The following is a 16,434-nucleotide window of genomic DNA, read 5'->3' on the forward strand; positions in this document are numbered from 1 at the left end:
AACGGTATGGTTTGACCACAGCGGTGCGACCGGCACCGCCCGACCGGAGGGGAACAGATGTCGAGCACGCCGATGGAACCGGATCCCACCTCGACCCAGGCCTTCGGGGCGATTGGCGTCCCCGTTGAGCCCGACGTCCCCTCAGTGGGCATCTCCGCTCAGGACCGGGCCGCCATCGCGGCACTGCCCGCGGGCACGGCGCTGCTCCTGGTGCAGCAGGGACCGACCGCCGGCGCTCGCTTCCTGCTCGATTCCGCCGAGACAACCGTCGGACGGCACCCGCGCGCAGACATTTTCCTCGACGACGTCACGGTTTCCCGCAAGCACGCGGTCTTCACCGCGCTGCCCGCCGGCGGCTTCTCCGTGCGCGATCAGGGCTCGCTCAACGGCACCTACGTAAACCGCCAGCGCGTGGAGCAGGTGGCCCTGCGTGCGGGCGATGAGGTCCAGATCGGCAAGTACCGCATGACCTACCACCCCGCGCCCCAGCGGGCCGCGCAGTGACCGGCGCCGCCGCCCGGCGTGGGGCGGCCGACGACTTGGCGCCCGCAGAGGGATCCGAACCGTGGCCGCGCGGGGTCTCCCGCGAGCCGGCGATGAAGATCGGTGAGGTGGTCGACCGCCTCAAAGCCGAGTTCCCTGCGCTGTCTGTCTCCAAGGTGCGTTATCTCGAGGCCGAGGGACTCATCTCCCCGCACCGGGTCGGCAATGGCTATCGGCGCTACTCGGTCGCCGACATGGAGCGGCTGCGCTACACCCTGACCGCGCAGCGCGACGAGTACCTGCCGCTGTCGGTGATTCGCGAGCGTCTGACGGAGTTGGACGGGGATATGGACGCCCCGCCGCCGGCCCCGGTGGCGCGGGTGGTGGCCTCGGACGGCCGTACCGTGGCCGGCGCCTTCGACGCCGATGACCTGGTGCACCACTCGGGGGCGTCGCTGGCGCAGATCGAGGAACTCGTGACGATCGGCATCATTGTGCCCGACGCGCACGGCCGCTTCGACTCCCGTGCCCTCACCACCGTGTCGCTCGCGCTCAGGGCGGGCCGGCTGGGCGTGCCCCTGCGCAATCTGCGGACGGTGCGCAGCGCCGCCGAGCGTGAGGCCGACGCCATCGAACTGGCCACCCAGCACAAGCGCAGTCGCTCGACGACGGCGGGGGAGGACGCGGCCGCGGAACTGGCCGGGGTGCTGGCGCAGCTGCACACCAGCCTGCTGCACCACGCCGTCGACGCGCTGCGCTGACCGTCGTATACCAGTCGGCTACTCCAGATACTTCTGTCACCGTTCCCAGGACAGCACCGCCGACCCGCCGGTAGGTTATGAGCGTGCGGACCATGTCACTGATGGGAGTCCGTTCCACGGTCCCGGACTCAGGCCTGGTCGCCGTCCTCATGGAGGACGGGGGCCCTGGCATGATCACCGTCCCCGTGGGGGCGCGGGACGGACTGCTGCTGAGCACCCCTAGCCACAACCGGCCCCCCAGCTGGGTGCCGTTTCTGACTGCCTGCGTGGATGCTTTCGGCTCGGCCATACTGCGGGTGGAGCTCGACGTCGATGCGGACGGCGGCCTATGCGCCGCCGCGGTGCTCGACGCCGCGGCACCCGGCCTGCCGAAGGTGGTGCCCTGTGTCCCCAGCGACGCGCTGATTCTGGCCGACGTGCTGTCCCTGCCGATGCTGGCCACCGACGCGCTGCTGCGGTTGCGCGGCATCGATCTGGGCGAGGAGGCATTGCAGCAGCGCATGCTGCGGTGGCGGCGGGAGCTGGACGGAGCCGTATCGGAAGACGCCTGACCTGGCCGGGCGACTTCCCGCGACACGCGGGGCTCCTGTGACAGATGTGAAAGTTGATGTGCACTGCGTCACACGTCCTTTGAGGCCGTTGCGGGTAATCCGCACAATCTCGCGCCGTCGGAACAGCGGGGGAGTCGAGCGTGAACCTCAACCTCAACTCAATGCCCTTTGTTCGGCGTGCCTGACATTGAGTCCGCCCACGACGGGTTCTATCGTGGAGCAGTGGCCGGGAGGACCGGCCCGCGCGTGCGTCCCCGCGTACGCCCCGATCTCGACAGGAGCCGGCAAGTGAGCGCCAACGAAGCGAGTCTTCACGCACCCGCACCCCAGCACACGCAGGGGATGCTCTTCGGTGACCCGCTCCCGCACCTGGACGTCAACACCGGCTATCGCGGACCGGTCGCCTGCCGCGCCGCCGGCATCACCTACCGGCAACTGGACTACTGGGCCCGCACGGGCCTGGTCGAGCCCTCCATCCGTGGAGCCAAGGGCTCCGGCTCCCAGAGGCTGTACGCGTTCCGCGACATCCTGTTGCTCAAGATCGTCAAGCGCCTGCTCGACACCGGCGTCTCACTCCAGCAGATCCGGGTGGCCATCAACGCCCTGCACGCGCGCGGGGTCGAGGACCTGACCTCGATCACCCTGATGAGTGACGGCGCCTCCGTTTACGAGTGCACCAGCGCCGACGAGGTCGTGGACCTGGTCCAGGGCGGCCAGGGCGTCTTCGGCATCGCGGTCGGACGCGTCTGGCATGAGATCGAGGGATCGCTCGCCGAGCTTCCGGTCGAGCACGCCGCCGACGCCCCGGTCGTCGAGGATGAGCTCGCCAAGCGCCGTGCGGCCAAGCAGCAGGCGGTCTGATAACAAACTCGAAGAGGTACAACATGGCGCCAACCAGAACACTCGGGAACTCCGATCTTTCCGTCAGCCCCATCGGTCTGGGTGGGAACGTCTTCGGTTGGACGGCCGACGAACCCACCTCCCACCGCATTCTGGACGCCTACGTGGACGCCGGCGGAAACTTCATCGACACGGCCGACGGCTACTCCCACTGGGCCGAAGGCCACGTCGGCGGCGAGTCCGAGGCCGTGATCGGTAGCTGGCTGGCGGACCGCGGCCGCCGCGACGACGTCATCATCGCCACCAAGGTAGCCACCAAGCCCGGGCGCGAGGGCCTCGCCGCCGGCAACATCCGCACCGCCCTGGACGAGTCTCTGGAGCGGCTGCACACCGACCACGTTGACGTCTACTACGCCCACTACGACGACCCGAACACGCCGCTGGAGGAAACGGTCGCCGCCTTCGAGGAGGCGCGTGTCGCCGGCAAGACCCGCCACGTGGCGCTGTCCAACTACACCCCCGACCGCGTTGAGGAGTGGTGCGCCATCGCCGCCGCCAATGACTTCGCGGCTCCGGTTGCGCTCCAACCCCACTACAACCTGGTGCACCGGCACGACGTCGAGGGCCCCGGCAACCGCGGGGAGGTGGCCGCCGCTCACCAGCTGGGCATGGTGCCCTACTTCGCCCTCGCCTCCGGATTCCTCACCGGCAAATACCGGCCCGCCGCCGCGACCGGCGCGGAGGTGGCCTCGCCGCGCGGCGGCTGGGTGGAGGACTACCTGCGCCCGGAGTGCTTCGCCGTCGTGGACGTGCTGCGCGAGGTTGCTGCTGCGCACGACGTCGCCCCCGCCGCGGTCGCCCTGGCCTGGCTGCGAGACCGCCCCGGTGTGGTGGCCCCGCTGGCCTCCGCGCGCACCCTCGAACAGCTCGGACCCATCGTCGACGCCCTCACGCTCACGCTCACCGCGGACGAGACCGCGGCGCTCACCCGGGCCTCGGATCAGGTCTGAGACAACCGGCAACAGAACCGACGCCGCCCGGCGTGCGCCTCAAGGCGCACGCCGGGCGGCGTCGTACTTCAGGCGGTACGACGGCCCAGCACGTAGGTGCGCGAGTAGCCGTCCGATAGGTCCGTCAATGTCACGCGAATGAGCCCCGCACCGTCGATGTCGTAGCGCTCCTCCACCTGTGGGCCGTTGCCGAGCCGATGCACCGGTATCGCCGCCAGGTCCTCGGCATCGCGCAAGGAGCGGTCGAAGGGAAACAGCACATCCTCATAAGGCGCGAGCCGGCCACGTGGCTCACCGGATGCATCCACCCCGGCGCACTCCACGAACCGGTAGCGGCCGATGTTGTGTACGGCCGGGTAGCGGCGGGTGATGATCGTGCCGGACTCGCCGTCGGCCCGCTCCTGCACCGATTCCTCGGTCAGCAGGGCGTCGAACACGGTGCGCGCACCGGCGTCGGCCTCCCGGAAAACGCCGAAGCCGCGGGAGAGCCGGTCGGTGAGTGCCACCTCCGCATTGCGGTCGGCGGCGATGGCCAGGCCGATCGCGGTGGAGGCGCCCGGGTAGGGGGAGCGGTGCACCCTCCGCCCGAAGCGCTCCCGCAGCAGCCGCGGCACCAGCGGGAAGGCGGAGCCACCGCCCACCAGGTAGATGCCGGCAATGTCGGCCAGGTCGGGTCCGCCGTCGTCCAGTCGGCCGATCAGCGGGGCCATGGTGTCCAGGCTGCGCTGGAGCAGCGGCGTCGCGGCGGCGTAGAAGTCCGCCGCCGGCAGTACCACGTCCCTGCCACGCAAGGTGATCAGCAGGCGCCGGGTCTGCGGTGCCATCGACTCCTTGGCGTCGCGGCACTCGTCGAGCAGGTCATCCTGCTCCCTGCTGGTCAGCTCCTCCTCGGCCACCCCGGCCCGGTCCAGCACCAGCTGGGCGAGCAGCAGGTCGAGGTCGTCGCCGCCGAGGTCGGAGGCCCCGCGTGAGGCGAGAACCTCGTGCGACCGACCGCGCACGTCCACCAGCGAGGTGTCGAATGTGCCGCCGCCCAGGTCATACACCAGCACCCGAGTGCGCCGGGAGGACACGGTCGCGGACTTGCGGTGGGTGTACTCGAAGCCGGCGGCGCTGGGCTCGTTAAGCATCGCGGTGACGTGGAAGCCGGCCGCCCGGAAGGCGTCCAGGGTGATCAGCCGCTGGGCTCCATAGGCGTGCGCCGGTACCGCCACCACGATGTTGGCGTCCTCGGAGCCCGGGTCCGCGCCCTCCAATGCGCCGGAGTCGGTCAGCTGTGCACGCACGGTCGTCAGGAAACTGGTCAATAGCTCCAGCACCGTGAAACTCGCGTCACCGAGCTGCACGGGTGTTTGGGCGGTGACCGCGGGGGAGGAGAGCAGGCGCTTGAGGCTGCGCAGCAGCGGTGCGCCGTTCCGGGCGGCCGCCCGGGCCGCAAAGCCGTGTACCAGGCCGTCGTCGGTGAGCGCCGTCAGTGAGGGGAAGAACTCGTGTACGTCGCCGTCGGTGTCGGTGAAGCCGACGACGGGATAGTTGCCTCGGTCCGCACGGGCCACGACGGTGCGCGTCGTGCCCAGGTCAATGCCGAGGTCCAGGGGCGCGGAGGGTGCGCGCCGACGCTTGGGGGTCTGTCGCGTATTGCTGCTACCGCTTCGGGCTGCCATGGAAGCGACCCTATCGCTCGGGCCCGTCCGGTGCCCGGCGGCGCGGCGGCGCAGCGGTGAGGCGTGGGCCTCTTTGCCACTCTTCGGCTTGGCCCCCGGGGGTGACCCGGCCCACTGGGCCCGAGCGACGACGTCGCCGCCACCACACCTCGAGTGAACAGTTGGTGAATTCCCTCCGTCTGGGCTTCGGCGGCTCGCGCCGGCGGGGTAAAAATGACAGCAGGTCGCTTTCACACGACCCGGGTGCGTTAAGTGCCGGACAGCCTCCGACGCGACCGCGCTCCCGCCCACCCGACCGGGAATGGCATGAGTACAACCCTTTTCATCGTGGTCGTGGTCGTAGTCACGGCGCTCGTCTTCGACTTCACCAACGGCTTCCACGATTCGTCCAACGCCATGGCAACCTCCGTTGCCACGGGCGCCTTCACGCCGCGGCGCGCCGTGTTGATCGCCGCCGTCCTGAACGTCGTCGGCGCCACCCTCTCCACCGAGGTCGCCAGGACGATCTCCCACGGCATGTTCGACGACGCCCTGATCCAGGCGGCCCCCGAAATGGTGTTCGCCGGACTGGCCGGTGCGATCCTTTGGAACCTCGCCACCTGGCTGTTGGGCCTCCCCTCCTCCTCCTCACACGCCCTGTTCGGCGGACTGATCGGCGCCGTCGTCGTCGCCGCCGGATTCCAGGGGGTTCACTGGGGCACGGTGATCTCCAAGATCATGCTGCCCGCCCTGATCGCCCCCGCCGTAGCCGCGGCGGCGTCGGCTGTCGCCACCTGGGTCAGCTACCGGATTACCGGTCCCACGGACAAGTTCGGTGACAAGATGTTCCGCTACGGCCAGCGCATTTCCGCCTCCATGGTGGCCCTGGCCCATGGCACCTCCGACGGGCAGAAGACCATGGGGGTGATCACCCTGGTGCTCATTGCCGCCGGATACCAGGAGGCGGGATCCGCACCGTACTCGTGGGTCGTACTCGCCGCCGGCGCGGCCATCGGGCTGGGCACCTACTCCGGCGGGTGGCGCATCATGCGGACGATGGGCAAGGGCCTGGTCCACATCGATCCGCCGCAGGGATTCGCCGCGGAGACGACGTCCACCGTCGCCATCCTGGCCTCCTCCCACCTGGGATTCGCCCTGTCCACCACGCACATCTGCACTGGATCGATCCTCGGCACAGGTATCGGCCGAGGCGCCAAGGTCTCTTGGGGCACCTTTGGGAAGATGGGCGCCGCCTGGCTCATTACGCTGCCATGTGCCGCCGTGGTTGGTGCCGTCACCTCCTTCATCGCCGTCAAGGGCGGGGTCATCGGCACCATTGGGGTGATTGTGCTGCTGCTGCTCAGCGCCCTGCTCATCATCCGCCAGGCCAACCACAACAAGGTGGACTTCTCCAACGTCAACGACGCCGACAAGGTGGTCGTCGCCAAGCGGACGGATCCGGAGTTGGGGCGGCCCCCGAGGAGCCTGGAGCAGGTCAAGGCCGAGCTTGTGGGTACCAGCCCCAGTGACCGGGGGACGGGGGCGCTGGTATGAGCATCGACTGGTCCTCGCTGGGCCTGGTCACGCTGGTCACCGTGGTCGGAGCGGCCTTCATCCTCGCCGTCACCTCCGCGGCCGTGCGCATGCTCACCGCGGTGCGCATCAAGCGGCAGTCCGGCGAGGTGAACGGGCTGCACGCCGCCGAAGTGGCCGCGGGCTTCTTCATCGCCTGCGTGGTGGCCATCGCCCTGTTCGGGCTGTGGCTCATCATCCCGTACTTCCACTAAACCGCCGACACGTCGTGTGCGCGTTCGGGTGATGCCTAACGAGTCCGGCTGTTAGTGTCGCCACATGACCGAGGATCTGAGAGCGGCCGCCCTGGAGGCTGTAGCCCGCTCACACGCAGCCGCAGACCCCGACTACCCCGTGGTGCATCTGGCCCCGCCCGTCGGACGGCTCAATGACCCCAATGGCCTGCTGGTGGACTCCGGCACCTACCACGCCTTCTACCAGTTCAGCCCCTTCCACCCACACCACAAGCTGGTGTACTGGGGACACGCCTCCTCCAGGGACCTGCTGCATTGGACCCACCACGATCCGGCCATCATCCCCGACTCGTTCTACGACCGCTCCGGCGCCTACTCCGGCGGTGCGCTCGTGCTGGAGCCGGAGGAGATTGCCGCGGCCCCAGCCGGCGCCCCCTACCAGTTCTTCTACACCGGCAACCTCAAGGATCCGGTCACCGATGAGCGCACCGCCAGCCAGTGCCTGGTCACCAGCCCCGACCTGGCCGGCTTCACCAAGTGGCCGGACAATCCGCTGCTGCCCGACCACCCCGCCGGCTACACCGCTCACTACCGTGACCCGCAGGTGTGGCGCGATCCCGATGAACCCGGCAGCTTCCGCATGCTTCTGGGCGTCCAGCGCGAAGACCTGACCGGAACCGCACTGCTGTACCGCTCAACCGACCTGCGTGAGTGGGAGCTGGAGGGTGAGCTGACCTTCCCCGACGCCGGCGGCGCCTTCGACCACTTCGGCTACATGTGGGAGTGCCCCGGCCTGGTGCGCCTGACCGACGAGCTTACCGGGCAGGTGCGTGACGTGCTGATCTGGTGCCCGCAGGGAGTCGCCCCCGACACCGAGGGCTACGAGAACATCTTCCCCTGCGTCTACACCGTCGGCCGCCTGGTGGGCACCGAGCTGCGCGAGTGCGACGGGACCTTCGCCGAGCTGGACCGCGGATTCGAGTTCTATGCGCCGCAGGCCTTCGCACGGCGTCCCAGCGAGCCCGGCCCGGTCCTGCTGACCGCGTGGGCGGGCAACGCCTCCGAGGATGATCAGCCTTCGATCGACACCGGCGGCTGGGTGCATGCCTTGACGGTGCCGCGCGTGCTGACCCTGCGCGGCGGTCGCCTGCTACAACGGCCGGTGACAACGCCGAGCGACGCCACGCCTGGGCTAACCCTGGTGGGGGAGGGCCGTCAAGCGGCCGCCCCCATCCGGGAACTGGAGGGGCACCGCTCCTGGCAGTTGCGTCTCCAGGCCGCGCCCGATGCGGACCGGTGGGGGGTGCGGATCGGCACCGCCGACTCCTGCGTCACCATCGAGCTTGCCCGTGCCACCGACGGCGCCACGCAGTTGATCGTGGATCGGTCCCGCTCGCGCTACACGCAGCACGGCGCCACCCGTATCGTCACGCTGCCCGCAGGCACGGCGCCGCGACTGGAGGTGCTGCACGACCGTTCCATTACCGAGGTGTTCGTAGGTGACGGCGAGATCGCCTTCACCCTGCGCAGCTTCGTCGCCCCGCACGCCACCGGTGCCGGCCTGCTGGCCGACGACGGAGCGCAACTGACAGCGGGCGTCGTTGTTTACGACTGAGTGCAGGCTTGGGGTGCGCGTCCGCGGCGGGGCGCGTCAACGCGGCGAATTGCCCGGCCCCAACGGTTGCGGAACTCCAGGGGCGAAGGTAGTCTGACCAACGTTTGACATAGGTCTAAGCGCCCGGTCGGCGACCGACCCCCGGCGTACCGGAACCTTCCGTCGAGCTCAATGCAGAGTGATCAGTTCCCACAGAAAGGAAGCCCGGGTGGCTATGGATCACGCCCGCGTGGCGAAAGACGTCCTGACATACGTCGGTGGCGCGGATAACATCAATGCGGCCGCGCACTGCGCGACCCGCCTGCGCCTTGTCCTTAATGACATGGACAAGGTGGATCAGAAGGCGCTGGACAAGGACCCCGATCTCAAGGGCACCTTCGTCGCCGGCGGTATGTTCCAGATCATCGTCGGTCCCGGCGACGTCGACATCGTGTTCGACGAGATGGTCAAGACCGGCGGGGTCAAGGAGGTCTCCAAGGACGAGGCCAAGCAGGAGGCCGCCAAGAGCGGCAACATCGTCTCCCGCTTCATCAAGATGATCGCGGACATCTTCGTCCCGATCCTTCCCGCCCTGATCGCCGGCGGTCTGATGATGGCGATCAACAACGTGCTCACCGCGAACGACCTGTTCTTCAAGGGTGACTCGTTGGTCGGGCGCTACGGCTGGCTGGCAGACTACGCCGATCTGATCAACATGATCTCCTCGGCGGCCTTTGCCTTCCTGCCGGTGCTGGTCGGCTACTCGGCCACCAAGCGCTTCGGCGGCAATGTCTACCTGGGCGCCGCCATGGGTGCGGCGATGGTCTCCACCTCGCTGCTGTCCGCCTACAACATGGCCAATGAGGAGGCCGCCCAGGCCTTCTGGGACTACATGGGCACCGCCGACACGTGGAGCCTGTTCGGTCTGACGGTCGACAAGATCGGCTACCAGGCCATGGTGATCCCGGTGCTGTGCGTCGCCTGGATCCTGTCAACCATCGAGAAGTGGCTGCACAAGCGCCTGTCCGGGACCGCGGACTTCCTGCTGACGCCGCTGATCACCATGCTGTTGACCGGCTTCCTCACCTTCGTGATCGTCGGCCCGATCACCCGCCAGCTGTCCATCTGGATCACCGAGGGCCTGGACTGGACCTACAACACGCTCGGCCCCATCGGTGGTTTCCTGTTCGGCCTGGTCTACTCGCCGATCGTGGTGACCGGCCTGCACCAGTCCTTCCCGGCCGTCGAGATCCCGCTGCTGCCCGTCAACGGCGGCGTCGGCGACTTCATCTTCCCGATCGCCTCCATGGCCAACGTCGCGCAGGGCGCCGTGGCCCTGGCGGTCTTCTTCAACACCCGCGACGCCAAGATGAAGGGTCTTGCCGGTGCCGGTGGTGTCTCCGCCGTCTTCGGCATCACCGAGCCGGCCATCTTCGGTGTGAACCTGCGTCTGCGCTGGCCGTTCTTCATCGCGATGGGGGCCGCCGCCATCGGCGGTGCCGGCGTGGCCCTGTTCAACGTGCGCGGCGCTGCACTGGGCGCGGCCGGATTCGTCGGCTTCGTCTCGATCATCACCGAGAAGATCCCGGTCTACCTGGCCCTGGAGGCGGTCACCTTCATCATCGCCTTCGCAGCCGCCTTCGTCTACGGCCATACCCCCAAGGGGCAGGCGTCCTTCGCCGCCGACGACGAGGTGGACGAGGCCGCCCTCGAGGCCGAGGCCACCAAGGCGCACTCCGCCACTGTGGAACTGCCCGCCGAGGCCGCCACCGACTTCACCATCACCTCTCCCATCCAGGGGCGGGCGGTACCGCTGTCCGAGGTGCAGGACCAGACCTTCGCCTCCGGGATGCTTGGTCCGGGCCTGGCGGTGGTGCCGGACTCCGGGCCCGTCGTCTCGCCGGTTGATGGCGAGGTGCTGGTCGCCTTCCCGACCGGCCACGCCTACGGCATCCGCTCTGCCAGCGGCGTCGAGCTGCTGATCCACGTCGGCATGGACACCGTTGAACTGAACGGCAAGCACTTCACCCCGCGGGTCTCCGCCGGTGACAAGGTGCTGCGCGGACAGACGCTGGTCGAGGTCGACTGGGCCGGCGTAACCGCGGACGGCTACCAGACCGTCACCCCGATCGTGGTGTCCAACGCGACCGCCTTCGGTGGCGTCACCGACGAGCACACCGGCGCAGTCGACCGCGGCGACGCGCTGTACGCCGTCGCCCCCGCCACCGAGCCGGTGGGCGCCTGATCCGCGTGTAGAGGACCTGCCGAGTCCTGTAAACGAAGGCCGGTGGCCGTCCCGGGAAACCGGGGCGGCCACCGGCCTTCGCACCCCCGCATGCCGCGGCGTGGGGGGGAGCGGCGGGAGAAGACGACGGCTACGTCGTCTTGCCGGGAAGCAGCTCTCCGGGCAGCTCTATGGGGGAGTCCACCGGAGTGGCGTCCTCACCATTGGCATGCGCCTGAATCTGGGCCAGCAGCACCTCGACGGCGGCGTGCGCCATGTCGGTCAGGGGTTGGCGGACCGTGGCCAGGCCCGGCAGAGCGCGCCGCACGGCGGAGGTTCCGTCGAATCCGATCACCTTGAAGTCCTCTGGCACGCGTCGGCCGTGGCGCTCGGCCCAGTCCAGGACCGCGGCCGCAGACAGGTCATCGGTGGCGAAGACGGCGTCGATCTGGTCTGCTGCGGCGTCCAGGTGGGCGTCGATGAGACGGGCCCGCTCGTCATCGGGAGTATGGAAGTCGACGGTGAAGATGAGCGGCTCGACGCCGGCCTGCTCCAGGACACTCCGGTAACCGGCCTCGCGCCGGTTGTGCGGACCCGTGCGTGAGGTGAGTAGCGCAGGGCGGAGGGCCCCGCGATCCAGCAGCAAACGAGTGGCCTGGTGTGCGGCCGCCTCGTTGGCGCAGCGGATGTTCGGGATCGTGGGGGAGATGTCCCGGTCGATCGTCACCAGCGGCATACGTACCGTCTGGTACTCGCTTAGGTCGTCGTTGTGAGCGCCAGAGATGATGCCATCGACGCGGTGGGAGACCAACAGGTCCAGGTACTCCCGCTCCCGCTCCGCCCGGCCCATCGAGTTGCACACGAGCATCCGGTAGTGGTGCTCGGCCAGGGCGGTCTCGATTTCATCGGCGAGCTCGCCGAAGAAGGGGAGGGCGACCGTCGGCACGATTACGCCGATGATGTTGGTCGACTTGCCATGCAGCGCACGGGCGACCTGATTGGGCCGGTAGTTGAGCTGGGCGATCGCCTTGGCGACTCGATCCTTAGTCGCCTGGCTGAGGTATCCGCGGTTGTTGAGGACCCGGGATACGGTCGTTAGGGAGACGCCGGCGACTTCGGCGACGTCAGCCAGCGTGGGTTCGTGACGTACGACCAACGGCGACTCCTTTGTGAGACTACTGCATGAATCTGTAACACCGGGCCGACCGATTTGCGCGGCCGTCCGACAAATCCCGCCTAAGCCTAGTCCTTGGCAGGCCGATGTTGTGCATCCGGCCACCAAACGGCCGTCTTGGCCGCATCTATGTCATAACATTCTAGACCATGTCACGGGGTGGTGGGTTCCCATACCGGGCAAGCATATGCCGCACCGGCGACTGCCGCCCACATGACCTGCGCATATTCCCGGGGCGCAGTCCTGCCGATGAGCGGACAGGCGCGGGCTGGTGGGCCATGCGCACGCCTCGTTGCGCGCAGGCGTCTCGGCAGGGCATAGAGGTCCTAGCAGTGCCTGAGCCGCGGGGGTCACGGCGGCTCGGAAGGCTCCTGGTCGCTGAGCACGCCGTCGTGCATGACCATGACCCGGTCGCAGACCGGCAGGATCCGTTCATCGTGGGTGACCATAACCGTCGCCTTACCCAGTTCGTGTGTCTGCTGCGCGAGCAACTGGGCCACGTCGTGGGCCCGGTGCGAATCCAGTGCGGCCGTGGGCTCGTCGGCCAGGATCACCTTGGGGTCGTGGTACACGGCGACGGCGATCGCGGCGCGCTGCTTCTCACCCCCGGACATCTGGGAAGGGTAGGCGCGTACGCGTTCCCCGATGCCCAGCATGGCGAGCAACTCATCGCGACGCTCCGTGGCGGGGGCACGCCGCAGCACCCGGTCATGCAGGGCGAACTGGTCGGCCAGAGTCAGGAACGGGACCAGGCCCGAACTCTGGAGCACGAAGCCCAGGCATCGCCGGCGCAGTTGCGCTCGTTTCTTCTCGGGCAGCGCGGAGAACGGGCTCCCGTCGATTTCAACGGTACCCGTGGTGGGCGTGCGCAATCCGCCCATAACGGTCAGAAGAGTCGACTTGCCCGAACCGGAGGGGCCCAGGATGCCGACAAGCTCACCGCCGTGGATCTCCAGGTCGGTGCTTCTCAGCGCGTGCACGATCTCCCTGCCCTGGTGGTAGTCGCGCGATACCCCGGACAGGCTCATTGCCGCAGCGGACGCGCCTGTATGCCGATGGGCGTCGTGTCTCATGAGATTGCCTCCACAGGATCAATGCGGGCGATAACGCGCACCGACGCCAGCCCTCCCAGGACCGATACCAGGATGAAGGCGGTAGCGATTACGGCGTTGAGTCCCGCAGACAGGCGGAACGGGACGACGTCTGGAAGGATGACCGAGGTCAGCAGGGTCAGCAGCAGGCCCATCAGGACGCCGGTTGCCGCAAGGACCGCGGTCTGGGCGCCTCCGGAGCGGATGAGGTAGCCGGTGGGGACCCCGCGCGCCCTCAGGATGCCCAGAACCGGGCGCTTCTGGAGGGTGAGTACGTAGAGGAAGATCCCGAGTACCAGTGCGCCCACGAGAATGAGGGAGCCGATCATGAGGGTGAATGTCAGCACCTGGGCGGAGTACCCGGGCAACGTCTGAATCAGCTCCTCGGTCGTCAAAAGCGTGAGCCCGGCGGCCGAGGCCGCCTCGACCGCCCGCGAGTCCTCCGTGATGTTGCCGTCAAGCACGACGGCGCTGGTCGCGGGGGACTGGGTGACCGGTCCCTTCTCGCGCAGGGCGTTCGCATCCATGGTGAGTACGGGGGTGGCCTGGAACGTGGTGTCCCGAGTCAGGCCGGTGACGGTCCACTCGTGGTCCGAGCCCAGGAGCCGAACCGTGTCGCCGACGGCCAGTCCGTCCGCCCGCAGGCTCTCGTCGGCCAGGACTTCTTTAGTCGGATCGGTGATCCCGGAGCCGGAGACGATGGTGGGGGAGAGCCGGCCGTCCAAGTCGATGCCGAAGGCGAAGACGTCCGCCTTGGACTCGTTCTCCGCGTCGCCCTGAGCGCCGTCCCCGTCCGCCCTTGAAGGCAGCTGCGCCACGACGGGAACGGAGATGAGGGGTGAGGCATGCGTGTCGGCGTCCTCGGCAATTGATGTGGCGCGGACCACTTGGTCGTTGGTCATTTGCGAGGCCGAGATGTTCTCGTTGGACGCCTCGGTGACCATGATGCTGCCCGAGTGCCAGCTGTCCACGATGGCCCGGTAGGAGCCGGCCAGGCCGGTGGCGAGGGAGGCGAGGAAGAAGGTGAGGTAGGTGATCAGCGTGATCACCGAGACGACGAGCGCGAAACGACCGGGCTCATGCTGAATCTCACGCAGAGCAAGAAACACCGAGGCTCCTTCTTTGAACTCCTAAGCGGTTCGTTGCCGGCGGGAGGCTGTAGACCCATATCCGCTCGGCCGGACCAAGTTGACGATCCGCGAACTGCGCAACAGCTTGCCCTCGGCGGCAGGGTGTTCCGTGTGAGCGGCATTCGAGCAGCATCGGAATCTGGGCACGGTTGAGTGCCGGCGGTCGCGCTGTTGCGTGTGGGGCTCTGAGGGGAGGAGCGCCCCTCTGAGTTTGAGAGATGGCAGGTCCTGGGGCGGGGCGGGCGGACCTGGTCCTCGGATCAACGCCTCAACCCGGAAATGACATAATGTACATTATCGGCGTCTAAGTACCTGCGCTCCGAGCGGTTCCAGGTCGACTGAGCGTGGCTGGCTGCCGTCCGCATACTCCAGCACGACTCTGACCGACTCATCGTGCTGCGAGATGACGACGTCGGCCACTGTGCCATCGCCCATCACCAGCGAGTCGACCATCATTTGCGGGTCGGGTACATGAACCGGGCGTCGCACACCGGCGACCGCGGCGAGCGCGTCGTACAGCCGCCAGGTGTCCTCCGGATTGACGTTCTCCAATCGCGCCGCAAAGTACTCCAGCGGGTACGTGCACAGCACTGTCCTTCCCTGTCCATGACGGCGTTCGATCAGCGCGGGCCGCCCCGCCGCATCCCGCGCCACCACAGTCGCCAGCGACTCGTCCACCGCTACCGGTAGAAACGCTCGTGCCTCAGGATTGCCCGAAGCCCTGAAAGTCAGGGTGGATCCGGCGTCGAGCGGGCCGAGATCGGTGGCAAGAGTGAACTCGACGATATCCTCCGTGACGGGGTCATTCAGGCCGTATGTGAGCTGAGGCGAGACGCCGAAGAGTTGCGTGACACGGTTCCACCAGGGTCCTCGCTGGCTGTCCGCCTCTCCCGCGCAGTACGAGACGTATACCGTTGCACCGGCGTCGGCGAGCTTCTCGAGTCGCAACCACGACGGTGCTGTCAGCTGCTTGATGGAAGGCAGCAAGTAAAGCTTGTAACCCTCTGGGATACCGCCGTCGCCTCCATCCGCGGGCTCATGCACCACACCGGGAGCCAGGTCCGCCTCCCGGGCGGCGACGTAGGCCTGCTCCGAGACGTCGACGATGAGATGGCGTTCGACATCGGTCGTAAACGGGTATCGAGCGGTCAGATAGGATGGGATGACGATAGCGGTCTCGGTGTCGGCCCGGTGTGCCTGGCCCAGTTCGAGCTCGGCCAGTTCGGCACCGAATCTCTGCAACTCCCGCAAAGGGGGCTTGGGTCTGCCCGCGCAGTCCGTGATGCCGAAGTGCTGCTCGAAGGGATGATGACTGTAGGGGCGTTCATCCCGCAGATTGTCATAATCGGTGTTGTTCCAGGCGATCCAGCCCGATGCGCCGGCAGTTAGCGTAGCGTGCAGCAACTGGCGATAGTACGAGGCGCTGCCTTGTGCGGAGACGAAGTCCGAGGACAGACCGAACTCCTCCATGATCACGGGCTTGTTCGCGATACCGCCCAGCTCACAGATGAAGGCGGCCTTGAGATGCTGACGTATCCGGTCATGCTCCATGCGGTAGACGTGAGGGCCGACGAAGTCCACGAGCGGGCCGTACGCGAGGGAGGAGAAGCCGGAGTCATGCCCGGTGGTCTCCACACCCCATAGTCCATCTCCAAGACTGACGGGTTGGTCCCCTCCCCCGGCGCGCACGGCGTCGATCATGAGCAGGGCCCAGGATGTTATGACCTCCTCCGGGCCCTCGCCCCCGTAGATGGGGATCTCGTTGGAGATCAGCCATCCGGCCACCGCGGGATGACGGTGGAAGCGCCGGGTCAGCTCACGCACGTACCAGGCCTGGCGCCCAACCATCCACACGTCGGAGTAAATGTCCCGGCCGCGCCGCCAGGAGGGATCCCAGTTCTCCCCCGACATATGCCCGACGAGGAACGTGGGGATGGTGCGCATGTTCAACTCGGCGTGCGCGTCAAGGAAGTCCGCGTAGTTGACGCAGCAGTTCTCATCGATGACGCTCGGCCCCGGCATGAAGTCGGGCCAGTAGAAGAACGATCGTGTCAGGTTCAATCCGTGGTCGTGGAGTACCTTGAGCTCCTCCCGGACGACGGTAGGGTTATAGCGCAACCACATGCGGGGTCCGCCTTCGCGGGACCAGAAGTTTGCGCCGAGCCAC

The 16,434-nt window shown here is 67.7% G+C and carries 14 protein-coding genes; 9 read left to right on the forward strand and 5 right to left on the reverse strand.

Annotated features, from left to right (window positions below; all coding sequences use genetic code 11):
* The first annotated feature begins 57 nt into the window (after window positions 1–57).
* The 5 genes from C3B71_RS07305 to C3B71_RS07325 all read left to right on the forward strand — a co-directional run bounded on the left by C3B71_RS07305 (window position 58) and on the right by C3B71_RS07325 (window position 3,645).
* Window positions 58–504: an FHA domain-containing protein gene (locus C3B71_RS07305; RefSeq protein ID WP_073332292.1), complete on the forward strand. Its 447-nt coding sequence runs from the start codon at window positions 58–60 to the stop codon at window positions 502–504.
* Between the two features lie 92 nt (window positions 505–596).
* Window positions 597–1,244 (forward strand): transcriptional regulator FtsR, encoded by a 648-nt coding sequence (gene ftsR, locus C3B71_RS07310; protein WP_073332710.1) that lies wholly within the window; start codon window positions 597–599, stop codon window positions 1,242–1,244.
* A gap of 101 nt (window positions 1,245–1,345) precedes the next feature.
* Window positions 1,346–1,795 carry a bifunctional nuclease gene (locus tag C3B71_RS07315; protein ID WP_139240975.1) on the forward strand — a complete coding sequence of 150 codons (450 nt, stop codon included), beginning with the start codon at window positions 1,346–1,348 and terminating at the stop codon, window positions 1,793–1,795.
* 342 nt (window positions 1,796–2,137) lie between these two features.
* The gene (locus tag C3B71_RS07320; RefSeq protein WP_073332706.1) at window positions 2,138–2,656 is read left to right on the forward strand and encodes a MerR family transcriptional regulator; all 519 of its coding nucleotides are present in this window, start codon (window positions 2,138–2,140) and stop codon (window positions 2,654–2,656) included.
* 23 nt (window positions 2,657–2,679) lie between these two features.
* A complete protein-coding gene (locus C3B71_RS07325; protein WP_108967072.1) occupies window positions 2,680–3,645 on the forward strand; it encodes an aldo/keto reductase in 966 nt (321 codons plus the stop codon).
* A gap of 68 nt (window positions 3,646–3,713) precedes the next feature.
* On the opposite strand, the gene C3B71_RS07330 is transcribed toward C3B71_RS07325, so the two are convergent.
* Window positions 3,714–5,309 (reverse strand): Hsp70 family protein, encoded by a 1,596-nt coding sequence (locus tag C3B71_RS07330; protein ID WP_108967074.1) that lies wholly within the window; start codon window positions 5,307–5,309, stop codon window positions 3,714–3,716.
* 306 nt (window positions 5,310–5,615) lie between these two features.
* Between C3B71_RS07330 and C3B71_RS07335 the strand changes: the two genes are divergently transcribed.
* From C3B71_RS07335 to C3B71_RS07350, 4 genes are all read left to right on the forward strand, one after another.
* Window positions 5,616–6,842: an inorganic phosphate transporter gene (locus C3B71_RS07335; protein WP_108967077.1), complete on the forward strand. Its 1,227-nt coding sequence runs from the start codon at window positions 5,616–5,618 to the stop codon at window positions 6,840–6,842.
* Window positions 6,839–7,075, forward strand: a complete 237-nt coding sequence (locus C3B71_RS07340) for a hypothetical protein (protein WP_073332278.1) — start codon at window positions 6,839–6,841, stop codon at window positions 7,073–7,075. Before C3B71_RS07335 ends, C3B71_RS07340 begins: the two co-directional genes overlap by 4 nt.
* 64 nt (window positions 7,076–7,139) lie before the next feature.
* Window positions 7,140–8,669: a glycoside hydrolase family 32 protein gene (locus C3B71_RS07345; RefSeq protein WP_108967079.1), complete on the forward strand. Its 1,530-nt coding sequence runs from the start codon at window positions 7,140–7,142 to the stop codon at window positions 8,667–8,669.
* Between the two features lie 214 nt (window positions 8,670–8,883).
* On the forward strand, window positions 8,884–10,893 hold the full coding sequence (locus C3B71_RS07350) for a sucrose-specific PTS transporter subunit IIBC (RefSeq protein ID WP_181574838.1): 2,010 nt from the start codon (window positions 8,884–8,886) through the stop codon (window positions 10,891–10,893).
* Between the two features lie 130 nt (window positions 10,894–11,023).
* Here the strand turns inward: C3B71_RS07350 and C3B71_RS07355 are convergent, their stop codons facing one another.
* From C3B71_RS07355 to C3B71_RS07370, 4 genes are all read right to left on the reverse strand, one after another.
* Window positions 11,024–12,028, reverse strand: a complete 1,005-nt coding sequence (locus tag C3B71_RS07355; RefSeq protein WP_073332269.1) for a LacI family DNA-binding transcriptional regulator — start codon at window positions 12,026–12,028, stop codon at window positions 11,024–11,026.
* A 368-nt stretch (window positions 12,029–12,396) separates the two neighbouring features.
* Window positions 12,397–13,074: an ABC transporter ATP-binding protein gene (locus C3B71_RS07360; RefSeq protein ID WP_108967083.1), complete on the reverse strand. Its 678-nt coding sequence runs from the start codon at window positions 13,072–13,074 to the stop codon at window positions 12,397–12,399.
* Window positions 13,075–13,115: 41 nt separating this feature from the next.
* Window positions 13,116–14,246 (reverse strand): ABC transporter permease, encoded by a 1,131-nt coding sequence (locus C3B71_RS07365; RefSeq protein ID WP_073332263.1) that lies wholly within the window; start codon window positions 14,244–14,246, stop codon window positions 13,116–13,118.
* 315 nt (window positions 14,247–14,561) lie between these two features.
* Entirely contained in the window at window positions 14,562–16,391 is a 1,830-nt protein-coding gene (locus C3B71_RS07370; protein ID WP_199912594.1) for a hypothetical protein, read from the reverse strand.
* Window positions 16,392–16,434 lie beyond the last annotated feature (43 nt).

Source organism: Actinomyces sp. Z16 (assembly GCF_003111765.1).
GTDB lineage: Bacteria > Actinomycetota > Actinomycetes > Actinomycetales > Actinomycetaceae > Actinomyces > Actinomyces glycerinitolerans.

Coding starts and splice junctions, on each gene's coding strand:
- C3B71_RS07305 (WP_073332292.1), top strand. CDS start 58: ATGTCGAGCACGCCGATGGAACCGGATCCCACCTCGACCCAGGCCTTC.
- ftsR (WP_073332710.1), top strand. CDS start 597: ATGAAGATCGGTGAGGTGGTCGACCGCCTCAAAGCCGAGTTCCCTGCG.
- C3B71_RS07315 (WP_139240975.1), top strand. CDS start 1,346: ATGGGAGTCCGTTCCACGGTCCCGGACTCAGGCCTGGTCGCCGTCCTC.
- C3B71_RS07320 (WP_073332706.1), top strand. CDS start 2,138: ATGCTCTTCGGTGACCCGCTCCCGCACCTGGACGTCAACACCGGCTAT.
- C3B71_RS07325 (WP_108967072.1), top strand. CDS start 2,680: ATGGCGCCAACCAGAACACTCGGGAACTCCGATCTTTCCGTCAGCCCC.
- C3B71_RS07330 (WP_108967074.1), bottom strand. CDS start 5,309: ATGGCAGCCCGAAGCGGTAGCAGCAATACGCGACAGACCCCCAAGCGT.
- C3B71_RS07335 (WP_108967077.1), top strand. CDS start 5,616: ATGAGTACAACCCTTTTCATCGTGGTCGTGGTCGTAGTCACGGCGCTC.
- C3B71_RS07340 (WP_073332278.1), top strand. CDS start 6,839: ATGAGCATCGACTGGTCCTCGCTGGGCCTGGTCACGCTGGTCACCGTG.
- C3B71_RS07345 (WP_108967079.1), top strand. CDS start 7,140: ATGACCGAGGATCTGAGAGCGGCCGCCCTGGAGGCTGTAGCCCGCTCA.
- C3B71_RS07350 (WP_181574838.1), top strand. CDS start 8,884: ATGGATCACGCCCGCGTGGCGAAAGACGTCCTGACATACGTCGGTGGC.
- C3B71_RS07360 (WP_108967083.1), bottom strand. CDS start 13,074: ATGAGCCTGTCCGGGGTATCGCGCGACTACCACCAGGGCAGGGAGATC.
- C3B71_RS07370 (WP_199912594.1), bottom strand. CDS start 16,391: ATGTGGTTGCGCTATAACCCTACCGTCGTCCGGGAGGAGCTCAAGGTA.